The following is a 17,816-nucleotide window of genomic DNA, read 5'->3' on the forward strand; positions in this document are numbered from 1 at the left end:
CTGCTTTAAGTTTGTCACTTTCTTTAACCTGTTCAACAAAAACCTTGGCAGGTTTGAAGCTAGGTACGAAATGCTCGTCAATAATCATGGAAGTTCCCTTCGAAATATTGAGGGCAACCTTACGCGCACGTTTTTTATTAATAAAACTACCAAACCCTCTAACATAAAGGTTCTCGCCCTCAGAAAGGGAATCCTTTACCACGGTGAAGAACGATTCCAGCGTTTGCTGAACGTCGCCTTTGTCAACACCTGTTTTTTCAGAAATCTGTGCGATTACGTCTGCCTTAGTCACTTTGATTGTTTACTTTAAGTGGATATTATTTCATTTATTTACTTACTCCTCTGAATTTTGGGAACACAAAGGTACGGTAATTTTACCAGAACATAAAAGAACGGTAATTTTATTTTTTTTCTAATTGATTAAATGACAGTCTCTAATGACGGAAATATATTGAACCCTGATCCTGACCTGATAACGAGCTTTAACAAAAAATTAAAATCGTGGTATATAAAAAATCATAGATCGCTGCCCTGGCGGGAAACGAAAGACCCATATAAAATTTGGTTGTCCGAAATCATCTTACAGCAGACCCGCGTAGCCCAGGGAATGCCTTACTACGAAAAATTCCTCCTGCATTTCCCTACCGTTTTTGATCTGGCCAGTGCTGATGAACGCGAGGTGCTGCGTTTGTGGCAGGGGTTGGGGTACTACTCCCGCGCAAGGAACATGCATTACACCGCCAGGCAGGTTGTAAATGAGTATAACGGAACGTTTCCGGGTACTGCCGCGCAACTTTTGAAGCTGAAAGGTTTGGGAAATTATACCGCCGCAGCAATTGCTGCCTTTTCCTTTAATGAGCGCGTCGCGGCGATCGACGGGAATGTATACCGGGTAATGTCACGGATTTTCGGGATCCAGTCTGATATGCTGAGTAATGAGGGCAAGAAAGAGTTTGCACTGCTGGCTGCAAAGCTGGTACCTGCGGACGATCCGGCTACCTACAACCAGGCTATGATCGAATTCGGTGCATTGCAGTGTGTGCCGGTTTCACCCGCCTGTCACATTTGCCCGTTTACGGATATATGCTTTGCATTGGCCCACAATATGCAGAACCAGCTTCCGGTAAAGATCAAGAAGTTGAAGGTAAAACACAGGTACCTGAACTACCTGGTGATCCGGTCAGGTGAGAAGCTGGCTATGAAGGAGCGCGGCGCCAAAGACATCTGGCAGGGTCTGTACGACTTTCACCTGGCCGAATCCAAAGAAACAATCAATGATCCCGAAGAGCTGCTTGGTGCCGTTTTTCCAATTGATCTGCTTCAAAACGGTCGGTTGGAAGTTGTACCCAAAGTATATACGCACATTCTTACACACCAGCGTTTGCAGGTACGTTTCTGGTGGCTGGAAATTTCGGGAGACAAGACAATAGATTTGCCGGCAGGGCTGACTTTTTACACAAAAGATCAAATAGAAACGCTTCCCAAGCCCATTCTGATTGATACTTTTTTGAAAGAAGAAAAATACCTGTAAACGCTTAAAACTGATAGCTATGGCAAGTTTTAGTTTGAATTCCAGTGAGGTTGAAGAGTATAATCGGGATGGTTATATTATTGTAAAAGGCCTTTTCTCGCAGGAAGAGATCGGCAAGCTTTACCACACCGCGCTTGAAAATTCGGTTATGCAGAAGAATGCAATGGACCTGAATGATCAATCTGGCAAAAAGACCAGGCTGTCACTCTGGTTTACGCCGGGCGACGATGTTTTTGGTTACCTGATTAGAAGCGAAAGAATGGTCAACTCGGTCTGGCAGCTGCTCGGGCAGGAGAGCCAGGTTTGCCACTTTCACACCAAACTCATGCAAAAGGAGCCGAAAGTAGGCGGCGCCTGGGAGTGGCATCAGGATTATGGTTATTGGTACAAGAATCAATTCATTTTTCCCGATCAATTAATGAGCGTTATGGTCGCGCTCACGCCGGCTAACCAGGAAAACGGCTGTTTGCAGGTGATCAAAGGCTCTCACAAAATGGGCCGCGTCAACCACGGTTTCGCCGGCGAGCAAGTAGGAGCCGATATGGAAATGGTCAACCATGCATTGAAAACAATGGAGCTGATCTATTGCGAGCTGGAACCTGGCGACGCATTGTTTTTTCACAGTAACCTGCTGCACCGGTCAGAAGCCAACTTGTCAGATCACCCGAGATGGTCACTGATCTCCTGCTACAACTCCCAATCCAATCTCGCCTACGCAGAAACCTCCAACTCCTGGAAGGTACCCGTATCCATAGTACCCGACCGCGCCTTACTTGAATGGGATGCCCAATCTTTCGGCGACGCCGATTTCCTCAAAAAAGAAGACGATCCGGCATTGAAGAAGACAGGGTGGGAGGCGGAGGTGAAGACGAATTGATTTTGCAGTTGACTATCGGCTATCGGCAGTCGGCTACCGGCATTTGATTTTACATTAATTTATAAAAATTATTTATGCAAAAAATAGCAATGCTTGGCTCCGGCTTTATCGGGCGGTTTTATGCGGAATCAATTCATGGCCAGAGAAGCCGTGATCGGGTAGTGGCGATTTATGCGCGGCGGGAAGAAAGTGCTGAGAAATTTGCGACGGATTATGGTTGTGATTTCTGGTCTTCCAATATGGAAGAAGTAATCGCGCATCCGGATGTAAATATGGTTTGCATTGCGCTGCCCAACAATATTCATGAAGAAGCGGTAATGCTTTGTGCCAAACATAAAAAGGCAGTTGTTTCTACCAAACCTTTGGGAAGAAATGGCGCGGAGGCTTTGCGCATGATGAAGGCAGTAGAGGAAGCAGGGATTTTTGCGGGTTACCTGGAAGATCTTTGCTACACGCCCAAGTTTTTGAAATCAATTGAAAGTGTAAAAAATGGTTCGCTGGGCCGCATTATCTGGGCTAAATCCCGGGAGGCGCACCCTGGTCCGCATAGCGAATGGTTCTGGGATATTGAGCAGGCGGGCGGCGGCTGCATTCTTGACCTCGGCTGTCACTGCATTGAAATATCACGCAATTTTATCGGAAAAGATATCCGGCCGGTGGAGGTAATGTGCTGGGCAGATACCCAGGTGAAGCCCATTGATGCAGAAGACCACGCCATTGCTTTGGTTAAATACGAAAATGGTGCGATCGGGCAGTTTGAGGTAAGCTGGACTTTCCGCGGCGGAATGGACCTGCGCGACGAGGTAATGGGAACAGAAGGCACAATCTGGATCAACAACTTCCTGCGCACCGGTTTCGAAATGTTTACAACCGGCCAGAACCCGGAAGGAAAGGGAGAGGAATATGTAGCTGAAAAAGCTGAAAGTAATACCGGCTGGCTGTTTCCGGTTGGCGACGAAGTAAATGAGCTGGGCTATAACCACATGTTTACCGACATGTTCAACGCAGCCGAGAAAGGTACCGAGCCTGCGGAGACTTTTTACGATGGTTACATTGTAAATGCAGTGATCGACGCGGCTTATAAATCTGCCAAAACCAAGCTTTGGGAGAAAGTGGAGCTGCCGGTCTGGCGCGGACAGGAAGGAGTTACCAAGCCTTCCAATTATACTTCCTACAATGAAGATTATTACCTGATCAAACAGGAAGTTACCCACGACGGCAGGAACAAACTCATTTTGAAGGATAAAGTAAGTGGCAAAATAACTGAGCAGGACATTTAGCCGCGCATTTATCTAATATCTTTTATATTTAAATCTCCATTCAATCCACATCTGAAAATCATGGCAGGAAGTGTTAATAAAGTAATTCTGATAGGTAACCTTGGAAGTGATCCTGAGGTAAGATACCTGGAAAGCGGCTCCGCAGTAGCGAAATTCAACATTGCGACTACTGAAAGCTATACCAACAAAAACGGTGAAAGAGTAGACAATACCGAGTGGCACCGCATTGAACTGTGGGAAGGTTTGGCGAAAGTCGCTGAGAAATACCTTAAAAAAGGTAATCAGGTTTATATCGAAGGCCGCATTCGCACAGACAGCTGGACCGACAAGGAAGGTCAGCAGCGCACGGGGGTAACAATTCGGGCGAGTAGTATGACGTTGCTGGGCGGACCTTCGGGTTCGAATGCGGGTGGCGAAGGCGGCGGGGGATACCAGCAGCAATCGTCGCAGCCAAGAAGCAGCCAGGCACCCCGCTCGTCGGACCCGATACCACCATCACTGGCGGCAGGTAATAACGACGACGACGATCTGCCTTTCTGATCAAAACGTGCTGAATTGTTGCGTGAAATAGATAAATGTAATTATTCTGGTTGCAGTACCTTTTTAGGTACAGAATAGCTACATTTATCTTATTGAACATTTACATCCACCTATTCTGACATTTCGTGAAAGAAACCGCAGACAGTGACGACCCGCTTGCCCGAACGCGTACGGGGATATCAACTCCCCCAAGATGTACGCAATCCTTTCTGGCAGGGGTTATTATACCCGTTGATTTCTTAGCTCCCTACGACTTCATCCTCGTAACACTTCTCTTCCTCTTTTCACTTTCACTTTCAGGAATACGCGCAGCTTATGCTGCCGCCGGCGCCATGGAAAATCCCTGGGACCGCAAACCTGACGAGGAAAATCACTTACCAACCCGCATTCAGCAGCTTGCATTATCGCTCGTTCAGCGCGCGCTTACATTGTTTGCATTGATCCTCGCAGGAAGGCTCGTCTGGATTTGGCTGGAACAGTCCCAGAATGAAAATGTGCGCTGGATTGCGTTTGGTCTGCTTGCGCTCTGGATCTGGCTGGACGCAATTGTGCGTTTCAATGCGGCGCGCCGGGCCAACGAGCTTATCCCCCGCATTGCCGGTCTGACAAGGTTTCTGATCAAAATTGCGCAGCCTCTTACCCAGCCTGTACTCAAACTCGGTTACCTCTTTGGGATATTCACACCGGAGGGCGCGGAGATTACCACTGAAATGCTGGAAGCAAAAGCAGAAAGCGAGGAAGAAACCGATCTGCTCCGCGGGCTGGCCAACTTCCGGCAAACCAATGCAAAAAAAGCAATGCAGGCGCGCCTGAACGTTACCGCCTTTGACATTGAACTGAACTTTCACGAGCTGATGGACAAGATCAATAAATCAGGTTACTCGCGCGTACCTATTTTCCGCGACGATCTTGATCATGTTGAAGGTATTCTGAATGTGAAAGACCTGTTGCCGCACATACACCTCGACGAGCATTTTAACTGGCAAAAGCTGATCCGGCCTGTTTACTTCATTCCGGAAAGCAAGCGGCTGGACGATCTGATGAAGGATTTTCAGAACAAACGCGTGCACATGGCGATCGTAGTCGATGAGTATGGCGGAACAAGCGGGCTGATTACTTTAGAAGATATTATTGAAGAAATATTCGGGGATATCAACGACGAATACGACGAAGACGAGGAAGTGAACTACACCCAGGTCGACGAAAATACCTACGTCTTCGAAGCCAAGGTGCTGATCAACGATCTTTGCCGGTTGCTTAACCTGGAATCGGATTATTTCGATGAAGTTAGGGGAAATAGCGAGTCACTCGCGGGGTTATTGCTTGAACTATTCTCGCAGCTGCCAAGAACCGGAGAAGTGGTAACGCACCGGAAAGTGACTTTTAAAGTACAATCCGCGGACAAGAAGCGGATCAAAAAAGTGAGGGTACTGGTAGGCTAAGCTATTGCGCTTTATTGCCGGGAGTAGCTTTTGAAAAATACCTGATTTCATATAATTCCTGGTTTTTACCAGACAAATAAGGAGCCTGTGCCTTTTTCAGCACCAGGCTCCTTTCGTTTAATTCCAATATCTGGTAACCATTTGTAACCGTTCCTGTCGAGTCGAGGTAAACGAGTGAATCTGCCGAAATCAATTTATAAGCAGATTTGCGGTACTCACCTTTGCGCCGCTCGAAAAGCGAACCGTCTTTTTTGTACTCAAAATAAGACCAATGCGCGTCTTTGGTGTTATTGGTAAAACTGAATCCATTCACGTAATTGGAAATGGAATCAGTTCTCCACAAGCCCACAATATCCTTTTCATGGGACGAGCAGCCGGTCAGCAATAATGCAAAAGCAAGTAAGATCAGGGGCTTTTTCAATGTTCGACTTGCCTTTTTATTTCAAAATCAATAGTTACTGTTCTGTACCAAAGTACCATTACTTAAATCAATCTCGCGTTGCGGCAGCGGGAAGTAGTAATGTTTTGGTTTTACAAAATTGCGGCTCGGCTTGTGCGGACCACGGTCGATTTTGTAATGCGCTACAATATCAATTAAACCTGCCTTATCCCAGCGCATCAAATCCTGGTGCCTTTCGTTTTCACCGGCCAGCTCCACGCGCCTTTCGTGCATGATGTTCTTCATCGTTGCATTGGTAATCGCAGCAAGTCCGGCACGCTTTCTCACAGCATTTAGCTCGGTATCGCCATTTGCGCCCGACCGGATTTTTGCTTCGGCGGCCAACAGGTAAACGTCGGCTGTTCTTAGGAAAGGTGCATTCAAGCTCTGGCTCATATCGCCATTTTCAGCAAACTGCGTGTATTTTCTGAAAGCATAACCTGTAACCCGCGTCATATCGGCAGTGAAAGTTTCGTCACCTAACGCATTACGGTCAACCTTATCGCCCGGACTGAAAATGGACGAAGTTTTGCGGGTATCTCCTTTTTCAAACTCTTTTACCAGATCCTCAATCGGCTCGTGAAAGCCCCAGCCGCCAAATGCCTGCGGTGTGTGGTAAAAAGTAGGGGAGTTGTCGGTTGTCCACCCGGTTTCGTATTGCAGTGAAAACAGGATCTCCGGATTGTTTTCAGTAGCCAGCTCAAAATTCTGGTTAAAACCGGTCGCCAGTTTGTAGGCAGGATTTGAAATCACCTTTGCACTTGCTTCTATCGCTTTCGCCCATTGTTCCTGGTACACATACAATTTTGTCAAAAATCCATAAGCCGAACCTTGCGTAACCCGGCCAGCCTCGGTGTCGCTGTGCGAAACAGGCAGCAAAGAAGCCGCTTTCAAAAAGTCGGATTCCGCTTGTGCGCGCACTTCGGCGAGTGTGGATTTAGGTTTGTTGAAATTCAATGCCAACGCATCTTCTTCCAGCAAAATCGGTACTTCACCATAAATCAAAGAAAGTCGCCAGTACACAAAGCCTCTCAGAAAATAAGCTTCTCCCAGGCTTCGATTTCTCAAAGTTTCGTCCATTGTAACCTTCGGCGCATTGATCAAAACTGCATTGGCGCGCGAAATCACTTCGTATTTCGTCTTCCAGGTAGCCAGGATATGCGAGTTGGAAGCATCGAAAGTGAACATTTCCAGCGAAGTTTCGTCTGAGTGGTCGCCCGCGCGGTTCATATCGTCCGAGCAGTTATCGAATGTATATTCGGTATGCGCAAATCCGTCTTCATCGAGTAAAGGTGCGTAAACTGCATTCACGGCAGCTACTACATCGTCGCCATTGCGCCAGTATTGCTGTGAAGTAACCTGCCCGTAAGGTGTTGTTTCGAGGATATCGTCGCAGCCTGTCAGTGCCGCGAGCAGGATATATGCTGAAAGTATTTTTATCTTTTTCATATCAGGAAATGCTTTTCCAATGTAGGGTTAAAAAGAAATCGTAGCACCAAGCGTCCACGTGCGGCCGAGCGGATATTGTGCATAATCCACATTCAGCTGGCTGTAAGAACCATTACCGCCTCCCACATAGCCCAATTCGGGATTCAGACCCGAGTACTTGGTAAAAGTGAAGATATTCTGGCCGGTAACATATATTCTCGCCTGGGTCATTTTAAGCTTTTCAATAGCTGACTTTGGTACTGAATAGCCCAGCGTCAGGTTCTTCAAACGAAGAAAATCGCCTTTTTCTATAAACAGGTCCGACGGACGGAAATTGCGGTTTGCATTGTTGATGCTCATGCGCGGCACGGTGTTACCTCCGTTTTTGGGAGTCCAACGATCCAGTGCATCTGCATACAGGTTGAACGGATAGCTTGCGTCAAGTCCCTGCATGCGGTCGGCATTGTAAATCTGCGAGCCGCCAACACCAACAAAAAACAGGCTGAGATCAAATCCCTTGTAGCTGGCACCTGCCGAAAAACCATAGTTAATCTTAGGCTGTGGACTGCCGATAATCGTGCGGTCTGCATCATCTACAATACCATCTCCATTCAAATCCATAAAACGAACATCGCCCGGTTTGATCAGCCCGTCGGTCCGGCGCGAATCATTTGCAAGATTTGGGTCACCGTCAATCTGCGACTGCGACTGGTAAATTCCGTCTGTTTTATATCCGTAAAAAGTACCGTAAGGTTGTCCTTCGTAAGTTCTCACAATTTCCTGCTGCCCGCGGCCGTAAAGCTGGGTTGCCAGGAAACCGCCCGGAGTAGACAGTCTTGTAATTCTGTTTTGGATAAATGTCGCATTACCGCTCACATTGAATGTAACATCGCCAACTGTGCGGCGGTAGGAAGCTTCCAGTTCAAGACCTTTGTTTCGCAAACTTCCAATATTCTGGTCTGGGATAGTTGCCGAGCCGATTGTCCCGATCGTCGGCGGCGCCAGCAGCATATCTTTTGTGTCTTTGATAAAATAGTTGGCCGAGAAGTAGAGGCTGTTTTTGAAAAGCTCTGCTTCTAATCCGAAGTTGCTCATTTCAGCAGTTTCCCAACCAATGTGCAGGTTAGCCAGGCGGCTCTGTGCCGCGCCTGAGACCTGGTTCTGCACACCGCCGTTTCCAAATGCATAACGGTAAGTAGAGTTGATCAATGCGAGATATTGCAGGGAAGCTACATTCTGGTTACCCAACCGGCCCCAGCCTCCTGTCAGCTTGAAGTTACCGAAGAATGGTAATGCATTTTTGAAAAAATCTTCTTCCGAAATGCGCCAGCCTGCGGAGAAAGCAGGGAAATAACCCCATTGATTACCGGGTGCAAATTTGGAAGAACCGTCGCTGCGGATCGTGGCGGTAAGCAGGTAGCGATCTTTCAAAGAATAGTTTGCTCTCGCGAAAAATGAAGCCAGTGCATCATAGCTCCGGCCGCCATTTCCTCCATCAGAAAGCGGCACCGACACGATTGTTCCGGCATATTGCATGTAGCGCAGCGATGGATCTTCACTCGCAAAATCACGGCCCCATTGGTTGGAGTAAATGCTGTTGAAAGTCTGTGAAGTAAAACCGCCGGTCAGGCCGAGCGTGTGTGCGCCGAAGGTTTTATCGTAAGACAGAAAATACTCCTGCAGGAAAGACCAGCTTTTCTGGTGACCCAGGGTCAGCTGGTTATAAGAGTTGACGCGGAACTGATCATTGATTTTAATATCAAAATTGCGGGTATCCCCGAAAGTACCGTCAACGGCTACGTTCGCGCGCAGTTTCAGGCCTGAGAGGATTTCCAGCTCGCCGGTAACATTACCCAGAAAGCGGTTGCGCGCATTGTCCCTGTCTTGTGAATTGACGGTAAATATAGGGTTGTTGATATCCCCGAATGCACCAATCCCCTGCGTCGAGCTGTAAGAACCGTCGGCATTGCGAACTGGCAATCCAGGGTGAAAGCGGATCGCGCTCCACAGCAAGCCTGTTTGTGAAGATTGTGTATCCGGCCCTGCATTGTGCGTGTTACTAAACTGGAAGTTCTGCCCGATTTTAATGCGCTCGCCGATCTTATGGTCAGAGTTAATGCGGAAATTCAACCGCCGGTACTCCGATTTTTCGATGATACCGGTTTCTTTATAATAACCTCCTGAAATCGCGAAAGAAGAATACTTGCCACCGCCACGAAGTGATACATCATAGTTCTGGGTTGTTCCCTGCGTAAGCAGCTCGTCCTGCCAGTTGGTCAGTTGGTTCTGATAGTCTTTATTATTCCAGATTGCCGGAACGGGCAGGCCGTCATTATTATAAGCCTCCCGCTTGATCGCTGCAAGCGAATCTGCGGTAAGTACATCCAGCGTTTTAATGCGGTTGGTTACCCCTGCATAGCTGTTCAGGGTCACACTTAGCGGCTTGTCAAACTGGCCTCGCTTGGTCGTGACGATAATTACCCCGTTTGCTGCGCGCGTACCGTAAATGGCCGAAGCGGAAGCATCTTTCAGGATTTCAATAGATTCTATGTCGTTCGGGTTAACATCGTTCATTGTTCCCGAAGGTACGCCGTCGATCACAACGAGGGGCGAGGAGTTATTAACAGTACCAAAGCCACGGATCTGGATAGAACCAGCGTCACCAGGCGCACCGCCGTTTCTGACAATGTTCACCCCGGCCGCACGTCCCTGCAAAGCCTGCTGCGCGCCACCCGAAGGCAGGTTTTGAAAGTCGGCACCTTTTACTGACGAAACTGCACCTGTAATGTCCTTCTTCTCCTGGGTACCATAACCTACTACCACCACTTCCCGCAATGCACTTACATCGGGAGCCAGCGAAATATTCAACTGTTCCTTGTCCACTGCAACTTCCTGACTTACATAACCGATGAATGAAAACTTCAATGTCGCATTCTGATCAGGAACTGTAATGCGGTACTCGCCATTTTCGTTGGTGGAAGTTCCCTGCTGGGTACCAACGAGGAGCACATTTACACCTGGAAGTCCCACGCCTTTTTCGTCTACCACTTTACCCGTAACTGTCCGGTCCACATTCAGGATCTGTGAGGTACCTGCATTGGTGCTACTACTTTGCGCCGGCAGCTTTTTTCTCAGCAAAATCCGTGAGGTACCTACCACTTCGTAGGAAACATTCAGCGGGGTAAGGAGCTGGTCCAAAACTTTGCTCAAAGATCCTCTCAGTTCTCTTACAGTCACATTCTGAACCTTTTGAATGCTCGATGTACTATATACGAACTTCACATCAGCCTGTTTTTCGATCTGCTGCAAGACCTTTTTGATCTCCTGCGATTCAACTTTCAGGGCTACTTCCTTTTTGAGCACTTCTTGCGCTCTGGTTGCGTGTGCGAGCGCAATGCCGCAGCACAGGATCGCGATGAGCAGTTGTTTAACCATAGTACTCACGACTTTGTAAACAACCCTTTTTGAGGGTATTTTTTTATGCATAGTTATAGAGGTTTTTTGTTTTAATTCATGCAGCCTTCGCCTTGAACAAACAAGGCAGTACCGCGTCTTTCGTAAGAGATATTGGCCGATTTACAGATCAGGTCAAGCTGCTGGAACAGGGTAAGTCCATTCAAATCACCAGTAAAAAGGCAGGAATCAGCCGTGTCGTTTTCGAGTACGATATCGATTCCGTATGATTTTTCGAGGGCTGAGAAAACGTTTTTTACCGGGATTTCTGAAAACGAAAAACCATGTTCAGTCTCGGCTGCAGGTATAACCAGCAGAGGATTTTCCACGATTGACAATTCCATTTTCCTCGATTTTTTATCAAAAACAATGCGCTGGTTGGGCGTCAGTATCACACCGTTTTTATTCACACTTCCATTGTCTGCGCCTTCATAAACAGATACCCTGCCCGTTTTTACCTGCACTTCCACGGAGCCCGACTTGTCGTAGGATTTTACATTAAAACTAGTCCCTAAAACCCTGGTAACCAGATTTCCTGTCGACACAATAAATGGTTTGGCTGTATTTCTTTTGATCTGAAAAAAAGCTTCGCCGTGGAGGTAAACTGTCCTGTTCTTTTTGCCAAAATGCGAAGGATAGCTGAGACTGCTGTTCTTCTTCAATGTCACCACACTTCCATCTTCCAGCGTAAACGGGCGCGACATCCCGGAAGTATTCCTGATCTCGACCAGATCGTGGCGGTTACTGATCTCCGCTGCCGCAAATGTTTCGGGCTGAGTTTCATTGAATACAAAAAGCCAGGTCCCGGCAACCAGCAAAACGGAAGCTGCTGCAGCCAGCCAGGGAAGGGATTTTTGAAACAGCGATTTTCCAAATGCAGATTCAAACACCCGTTTCTTCAACTTTTTACCAATTACTTCTTTCTCATTTTCAAATACCGGCGATTCTTCCAAAGGATTCGTTTTCAGGTATTCCATAATGAAATCCTCCTCCTCCGGCGAGTGCTGCCCGGATAAGTATTTGTTTAAAGTTTTTTGAAAATCGTATTGGTTCATTAGTTGTTGAGAATGCTCAATTATCTGTTTGGTAAATCCACAGATCGTCTTTCAGTAATTTAAGCGACCTGGTAATGTGGTATTCCACCGCCTTTTCTGAAATATGCAGTTCTTCGGCAATGCTTTTCACAGAACGATTTTCAAACCTGCTCAGCTGAAAAACGCGGCTTGTTTTCTCCGGCAGCTTTTTCATCGCCCGGTCAATCGCGGCGGAAAGATCATTGAACTGAATGTTTTCCTCTGTCGAAGAAATCTCCTGCATTTTGTTGAGCAGCACATATTCCTGGTACTTCCGCCAGGTAATGCGTGATTTTACAAGATTCGTGATCAGGTATTTGAGGGAAATAACGAGGTAGGCACTGAGGTTTTTGATGTTACTCTCCATTCTCCTGTTCCACAAACTTTCGAACAGATCGTGCACCAGTTCCTCCGCCTCTTCTTTCGAGCCTGTCTGGTGGTAGGAAATGCAGAACAGCTTGTACCAATACCGGTTATAAATCTCTTCGAAAGCACGTTTGTTGCTTTCGGAGAGCTGGATCACCAGTTGTTCATCGGTAAAATTCGGCTTCATCAAAGTGCCTGCAAATGTGGAATACAAAGGTATAGTCAATTAACCGGCGAATACCCCTAAACCGTTTTACCATTTTTTTAATAAATTTAAAAAAGACTTGTTTTGTACTTTTTTTGGTTGACTCCAAACTTATAGCTAATTTTGCCCGGCAAATAACAATCGTTTATTTGCTATGAGCACAGACCCATCCAAAGTCCTCTTTGAGGCCCTCACTTACGACGACGTTCTTCTAATACCTGGTTATTCAGAAATTCTTCCTCGCAATACAACAACTAAAACAAAGCTTACGCGCAACATCGAGCTGAACATTCCATTGGTTTCAGCAGCGATGGACACTGTAACCGAATTCGACCTGGCTATTGCAATGGCCCAGGAAGGCGGTATTGGAATAATCCACAAAAACATGAGCCTGGAAGCGCAGGCTGAGCAGGTTAGAAAGGTGAAAAGGTCTGAAAGCGGAATGATCCTCGATCCGATCACGCTTTCTGATACAGCTACCCTGGGCGACGCGCATCAGATTATGCGGGAGTTCAAAATCGGCGGTATTCCTGTTATCGACAAGGATCACAAGCTGGTAGGTATCCTCACCAACCGCGATCTGCGTTTCCAAAAGGAAATGACCAAGCCTGTGACGGAGATTATGACGAAAGATAATCTGATCACAGCTTCCGACGGTTTGTCGCTCGACGATGCGGAGAAGGTCTTGCAAGAGTACAAAATTGAAAAACTTCCGATTGTAGATTCTGAGTACCGTTTGACAGGTTTGATCACCTATAAAGATATCCTAAAACGCAAATCCCACCCGAATGCATGTAAAGACGAATACGGCCGCCTCCGTGTAGGAGCAGCAGTAGGTGTTACTGCCGATTTGCTGAAAAGGGTGGAAGCACTGGTGAAAGCCGGCGTGGACGTAATTAGTCTGGATACCGCACATGGACATTCTGCGGGCGTAATTGCTGCATTGAAATCCGTGAAAGCACAATTCCCGAAACTGGATGTAATTGCAGGTAACGTTGCAACCGGCGAAGGCGCAAAAGCATTGGCAGATGCTGGTGCAGACGCAGTTAAAGTCGGAGTGGGGCCCGGAAGCATTTGTACCACCCGTATCATCGCAGGTATCGGCGTTCCGCAGTTAACCGCCGTAATGTGGGCGGCAGAGGCATTGAAAGGAACCGACGTTCCGGTGATTGCTGACGGAGGTATCCGTTTTTCAGGAGATATGACAAAAGCGCTGGCCGGCGGAGCAAGTACGATCATGATCGGCTCGATGCTCGCAGGAAGCGACGAGGCACCAGGTGAAATTGTAATTTACGAAGGCAGGAAGTTCAAAGCTTACCGTGGAATGGGCTCGGTGGAAGCAATGGAAGATGGTTCAAAAGACCGCTATTTTCAGGATGCGGAAGACGATGTGAAGAAGCTGGTTCCGGAAGGAATTGTAGGTCGCGTTCCATTCAAAGGCAAAGTTTCTGAGATCGTTTATCAAATGGTAGGCGGCTTGAAAGCTGGAATGGGTTACTGCGGAGCGGGAGATATTGCAACACTGCAGAAAGCCCAATTCGTAAAAATCACCTCAGCCGGTGTAAAAGAAAGCCACCCGCACGATATTATGATTCAGAAGGAAGCGCCGAATTATTCGAGAAGCTAGTTGGCAGTCGGCTTTCGGCTATCAGCTTTCAGACTGAAATTGAAAATAAGAGCACAAAAAATGCCTGGCTTTTAAACCAGGCATTTTTTGCGTCTAAGAAAAGCCGAAAACCGATTGCCGACAGCCGAAGTCCTGCTAGGCTACCCTCGGCTTCGCAAATTTGCTTTTGAAATACCCAAAAATCATAGGCAGCAATGAGAACCCAATGATACCGAAGATAACCAGCTCGAAGTTCTTTTTAACGATTTCCATATTGCCGAAGAAGAAGCCCAGGAGCGTCAATGATGGTACCCAGAGGATTGCGCCGACAATACAGTAGATAATGTATTTGGAATAATTCATACTTCCTGCACCTGCTACGAATGGGGCTACTGTACGTACGATCGGGATAAAGCGTGCCATAATTACGGTGCTTCCTCCGTGTTTTTCGTAAAATGCTTCTGTTTTTTCCAGGTATTCCCTTTTCAGGAAAAGAATGCGTTCCCGCTTCTTAATTTCTCCGCCTAGTTTTTTACCTACAAAATAGTTCAGGTTATCTCCCAGTAATGCGGCTATAATGAGGATAATAATGATCAGCCAGACATTCAGACCGGTACTTTCATTGGCAGCGATGGCACCGGCGGCAAATAAGAGTGAATCGCCTGGTAGCAGCGGCATGATAACGAGCCCGGTCTCTGTAAATACGATCAGAAAAAGTATCAGATAGGTAAGTGTTCCGTACTGCTGCACAATGTCAAAAAGGTGCTTGTCCAGGTGGAGGAAAATGTCAATAAACTGCCTCAGGAATTCCATAGCTAATATTAGGTGAGTGAAAAAGTGTCTTACTTATTTGGAATCGATTTTCCATTTTTGTTTGGTCTTCGCATTCAGGAAGTGGTTGAATGTGTCCCCACGCAATCCAAGACGGATTGTTTCCAGCGGGATCAGCTCACTCGGTGCGATGTTGCCGAGGTTTACATTGGCACCCAGCAGTTTTACAAACCAAACCTGCTGTGATTTCTGAGGTGCTTCCCACAGCATATCTTCAAATGCAATCTCGGTAAGGATCTCTTCCACCAGGCCCTGGCGCACTTCGCCGCTTGCACGGAACAAACCTACATTACCCGATTCACGGGCTTCGCCAATTACCTTCCACGCGCCAGCCTGCAGTTCAGATTTGATCAGCTGGATCCATTTATAAGGAGGAATTATTTTGTTCTCGTCTTTTGATCCTACTTCCGAGAGAACGGTTACCTGCTTGGACAGTTTGTTGATGTATTCGCATTTCACATCCTGTGGCATTTCAATGGAACCGTCAGAAACTTCTGCGTACTTTAAATCATATTTGTCAAGCAGTTTCCGGTAATCGTCAAATTGGTTTCTTACAACAAAGGCTTCAAACAAAGTACCACCAAAGTAGACCGGAATGTTGGCACTCTTGTAGACTGCCAGCTTTTCATTGAGATTGGGGCTGACATAAGAAGTTGCCCAGCCCAGCTTTACGATATCAATGTAAGGAGATGAAGTTGATAACATATCCTCTGTTTCCCTGATACTGAGACCTTTATCCATTACCATTGTCAATCCCTTTTCACGGGGTTTTTGGGAACGGTCAGGAACCTGCGATAACGTAAAATTCATATATGGGTATGCTTTTATCTCTGGCAAAAACTCCGGTAAAGGTAGTAATAACCTTCAAAACATAGCAATTAAATCCACAATAATGACTTTGAATCATAGATATTTCTACGATAATTACTATTTTTAAAATCTCACTTTTCCGGGTCGGGCAACTATTTCTTTTTGCATTCAGGAACCCGGATCTTCATGATAATGGAAAACGAACGTATCAGTTTTTTGCGCCAGTATATCGGCAAGAATATGCAGCAGAATTTCTCCCCGGTGGCGCAGTGGCTCAATGGAAAGCTGTTGAACGTAGAAGAGGGAATGATGCAGATCGAGTACCTCGTGAGGCCGGATATGTGTAATCCGATGGGTACGCTGCACGGCGGAATGGCGGCTACCATCCTGGATGAAATCGTGGGCACCATGGTGTTTGCACTCGGCAGAGAGTATGCATTTACTTCAGTAAACCTGAACTGCGACTTCCTCAATCCAGCCTTTCCGGGAGATGTTTTGACTGCCCACGCAAACATCGTAAGAGTGGGCAAAAATATCATTCACGTGGAAGGCAGGCTAACAGCTGCCGAGGGCAAGATTATTGCCAAATGTGCCAGCAACCTCATTCAGACCAGCTTTCAAATTCCCGCGCTTGTCGCCAATTGAGGAAGTTCAGCTTTATCTTTGTTATATGGAAAAACAATTCAGCGAGCTCACGGAAGCCCGCCAGCAACAGCTTATGGCTTTTGACCGGCTCCTTACTATTATGGATGAGCTCAGGGAACAATGTCCCTGGGACCGGAAACAAACACTGGAAAGTTTGCGGCACCTGACGATTGAAGAAACGTATGAGCTCTCGGATGCAATCCTGGATAACGATTTGCCCGAGATAAAAAAGGAGCTTGGCGACGTGATGCTGCATTTGGTTTTTTATGCCAAAATAGCATCTGAGAATGATCCTGGGAAAGCCTTTACTTTCGACATCAGGGATGTTTTGAATGGCATTTGCGACAAGCTGATTTCCCGTCACCCGCACATTTATGGCGATGCAGTGGCCGACTCGGAAGAGGCTGTGAAGCAGAATTGGGAGAAGTTAAAATTGAAAGAAGGAAACAAATCGGTTTTGTCAGGCGTACCTGGCTCATTACCCGCTTTGGTGAAAGCAATGCGCATTCAGGAAAAAGCAAGAGGGGCAGGTTTTGACTGGGACGAGAAGCAGCAGGTATGGGAGAAGGTACAGGAGGAATTGCAGGAATTTAAAGCGCATTTTGATATTGAATCCGGGGACACAATTGATCAGAAAGAGGCAGAAGGGGAGTTTGGAGACCTGCTTTTTTCACTTGTCAATTATTCGCGTTTTGTAGATATCAACCCTGAAACTGCGTTGGAACGGACGAACAAGAAGTTTATAAGGCGCTTTCAATTCATGGAAGAAGCCTCCAAAGCAGACGGGAAAGCGCTATCAGATATGTCGCTTGAAGAAATGGACGGGTACTGGAATAAGGCGAAGGAATTGGGAGTTTGAACCGTTAGAAAATTGGTTTGATAATAGATTGTTCGTTGTTGTTTTTGTGGGGATATTGTCGGCGACTTACCAACACTATACTTGCTAACGCACACGAATATGTATATCGAAGAACGAATTGATCTGGCGGAAATCACCCTTGTTGAACACGGAAAACAGATTGAAATGATAGCAACTGGCCTGGCAACCCTTACAAACCTTGTTCATACCGGCTTTGCCGAAATGAGGCAGGAGTTTGCCCAGGTACATCAACGCATCGACAATCTTGAAATCAGGTTTAATAAACTGGAAGACAAGGTTGACCGACTCGAAATTAGAATTGACAGGTTGGAGGTCAGGCTTGATAAAGTAGAAGCCCGGCTTGACAAAGTCGAGGAGCGCCTTGATAAGATTGAAGCTCGTCTGAATATCATAGAAGAGAGACTTGACAA

Annotated in this window: 17 protein-coding genes; 9 read left to right on the plus strand and 8 right to left on the minus strand. The window is 46.8% G+C overall.

Annotated features, from left to right (window positions below):
- Nucleotides 1-292, minus strand: a 292-nt coding sequence (locus ACTIE6_RS26945; RefSeq protein ID WP_439559582.1) for an HU family DNA-binding protein, incomplete at its 3' end; no start/stop codon positions are given.
- Between the two features lie 234 nt (nt 293-526).
- Here ACTIE6_RS26945 and mutY point away from each other — a divergent pair.
- From mutY to ACTIE6_RS26970, 5 genes are all read left to right on the plus strand, one after another.
- Complete coding sequence (gene mutY, locus ACTIE6_RS26950) at nt 527-1,531, plus strand: A/G-specific adenine glycosylase (RefSeq protein WP_439559597.1); 1,005 nt, start codon at nt 527-529, stop codon at nt 1,529-1,531.
- A 19-nt stretch (nt 1,532-1,550) separates the two neighbouring features.
- Nucleotides 1,551-2,408: a phytanoyl-CoA dioxygenase family protein gene (locus ACTIE6_RS26955; RefSeq protein WP_439559583.1), complete on the plus strand. Its 858-nt coding sequence runs from the start codon at nt 1,551-1,553 to the stop codon at nt 2,406-2,408.
- Between the two features lie 74 nt (nt 2,409-2,482).
- A complete protein-coding gene (locus ACTIE6_RS26960; RefSeq protein WP_439559584.1) occupies nt 2,483-3,688 on the plus strand; it encodes a Gfo/Idh/MocA family protein in 1,206 nt (401 codons plus the stop codon).
- Between the two features lie 60 nt (nt 3,689-3,748).
- Complete coding sequence (locus ACTIE6_RS26965; RefSeq protein ID WP_439559585.1) at nt 3,749-4,228, plus strand: single-stranded DNA-binding protein; 480 nt, start codon at nt 3,749-3,751, stop codon at nt 4,226-4,228.
- A 125-nt stretch (nt 4,229-4,353) separates the two neighbouring features.
- Nucleotides 4,354-5,670, plus strand: a complete 1,317-nt coding sequence (locus ACTIE6_RS26970; RefSeq protein ID WP_439559586.1) for a transporter associated domain-containing protein — start codon at nt 4,354-4,356, stop codon at nt 5,668-5,670.
- A gap of 1 nt (nt 5,671) precedes the next feature.
- Here ACTIE6_RS26970 and ACTIE6_RS26975 read toward each other — a convergent pair whose 3' ends face one another.
- From ACTIE6_RS26975 to ACTIE6_RS26995, 5 genes are all read right to left on the minus strand, one after another.
- Nucleotides 5,672-6,091, minus strand: coding sequence for a lipoprotein (locus tag ACTIE6_RS26975; protein ID WP_439559587.1), 420 nt, complete (start codon nt 6,089-6,091; stop codon nt 5,672-5,674).
- Between the two features lie 27 nt (nt 6,092-6,118).
- The gene (locus ACTIE6_RS26980; RefSeq protein ID WP_439559588.1) at nt 6,119-7,558 is read right to left on the minus strand and encodes a RagB/SusD family nutrient uptake outer membrane protein; all 1,440 of its coding nucleotides are present in this window, start codon (nt 7,556-7,558) and stop codon (nt 6,119-6,121) included.
- Nucleotides 7,559-7,585: 27 nt separating this feature from the next.
- A complete protein-coding gene (locus ACTIE6_RS26985) occupies nt 7,586-10,972 on the minus strand; it encodes a TonB-dependent receptor (RefSeq protein WP_439559589.1) in 3,387 nt (1,128 codons plus the stop codon).
- Nucleotides 10,973-11,043: 71 nt separating this feature from the next.
- Nucleotides 11,044-12,045 carry a FecR family protein gene (locus tag ACTIE6_RS26990; protein ID WP_439559590.1) on the minus strand — a complete coding sequence of 334 codons (1,002 nt, stop codon included), beginning with the start codon at nt 12,043-12,045 and terminating at the stop codon, nt 11,044-11,046.
- Between the two features lie 16 nt (nt 12,046-12,061).
- Nucleotides 12,062-12,616, minus strand: coding sequence for an RNA polymerase sigma factor (locus ACTIE6_RS26995; RefSeq protein WP_439559591.1), 555 nt, complete (start codon nt 12,614-12,616; stop codon nt 12,062-12,064).
- A 172-nt stretch (nt 12,617-12,788) separates the two neighbouring features.
- Between ACTIE6_RS26995 and guaB the strand changes: the two genes are divergently transcribed.
- The gene (gene guaB, locus ACTIE6_RS27000) at nt 12,789-14,261 is read left to right on the plus strand and encodes an IMP dehydrogenase (RefSeq protein WP_439559592.1); all 1,473 of its coding nucleotides are present in this window, start codon (nt 12,789-12,791) and stop codon (nt 14,259-14,261) included.
- 135 nt (nt 14,262-14,396) lie between these two features.
- Here guaB and ACTIE6_RS27005 read toward each other — a convergent pair whose 3' ends face one another.
- Both ACTIE6_RS27005 and ACTIE6_RS27010 read right to left on the minus strand, forming a co-directional pair.
- Nucleotides 14,397-15,053 (minus strand): DedA family protein, encoded by a 657-nt coding sequence (locus tag ACTIE6_RS27005; RefSeq protein ID WP_439559593.1) that lies wholly within the window; start codon nt 15,051-15,053, stop codon nt 14,397-14,399.
- 33 nt (nt 15,054-15,086) lie between these two features.
- On the minus strand, nt 15,087-15,881 hold the full coding sequence (locus ACTIE6_RS27010; RefSeq protein ID WP_056280276.1) for a phosphosulfolactate synthase: 795 nt from the start codon (nt 15,879-15,881) through the stop codon (nt 15,087-15,089).
- A 192-nt stretch (nt 15,882-16,073) separates the two neighbouring features.
- Here ACTIE6_RS27010 and ACTIE6_RS27015 point away from each other — a divergent pair, with 192 nt between their 5' ends.
- The 3 genes from ACTIE6_RS27015 to ACTIE6_RS27025 form a co-directional block, all read left to right on the plus strand.
- Nucleotides 16,074-16,526, plus strand: a complete 453-nt coding sequence (locus tag ACTIE6_RS27015; RefSeq protein ID WP_439559594.1) for a PaaI family thioesterase — start codon at nt 16,074-16,076, stop codon at nt 16,524-16,526.
- Between the two features lie 25 nt (nt 16,527-16,551).
- Nucleotides 16,552-17,385: a nucleoside triphosphate pyrophosphohydrolase gene (gene mazG / locus ACTIE6_RS27020; protein WP_439559595.1), complete on the plus strand. Its 834-nt coding sequence runs from the start codon at nt 16,552-16,554 to the stop codon at nt 17,383-17,385.
- A gap of 99 nt (nt 17,386-17,484) precedes the next feature.
- Nucleotides 17,485-17,816, plus strand: a 332-nt coding sequence (locus tag ACTIE6_RS27025; protein WP_439559596.1) for a DUF2730 family protein, incomplete at its 3' end; no start/stop codon positions are given.

It is taken from the genome of Dyadobacter sp. (genome assembly GCF_051859145.1).
In the GTDB taxonomy this organism is placed as follows: Bacteria; Bacteroidota; Bacteroidia; order Cytophagales; family Spirosomataceae; genus Dyadobacter.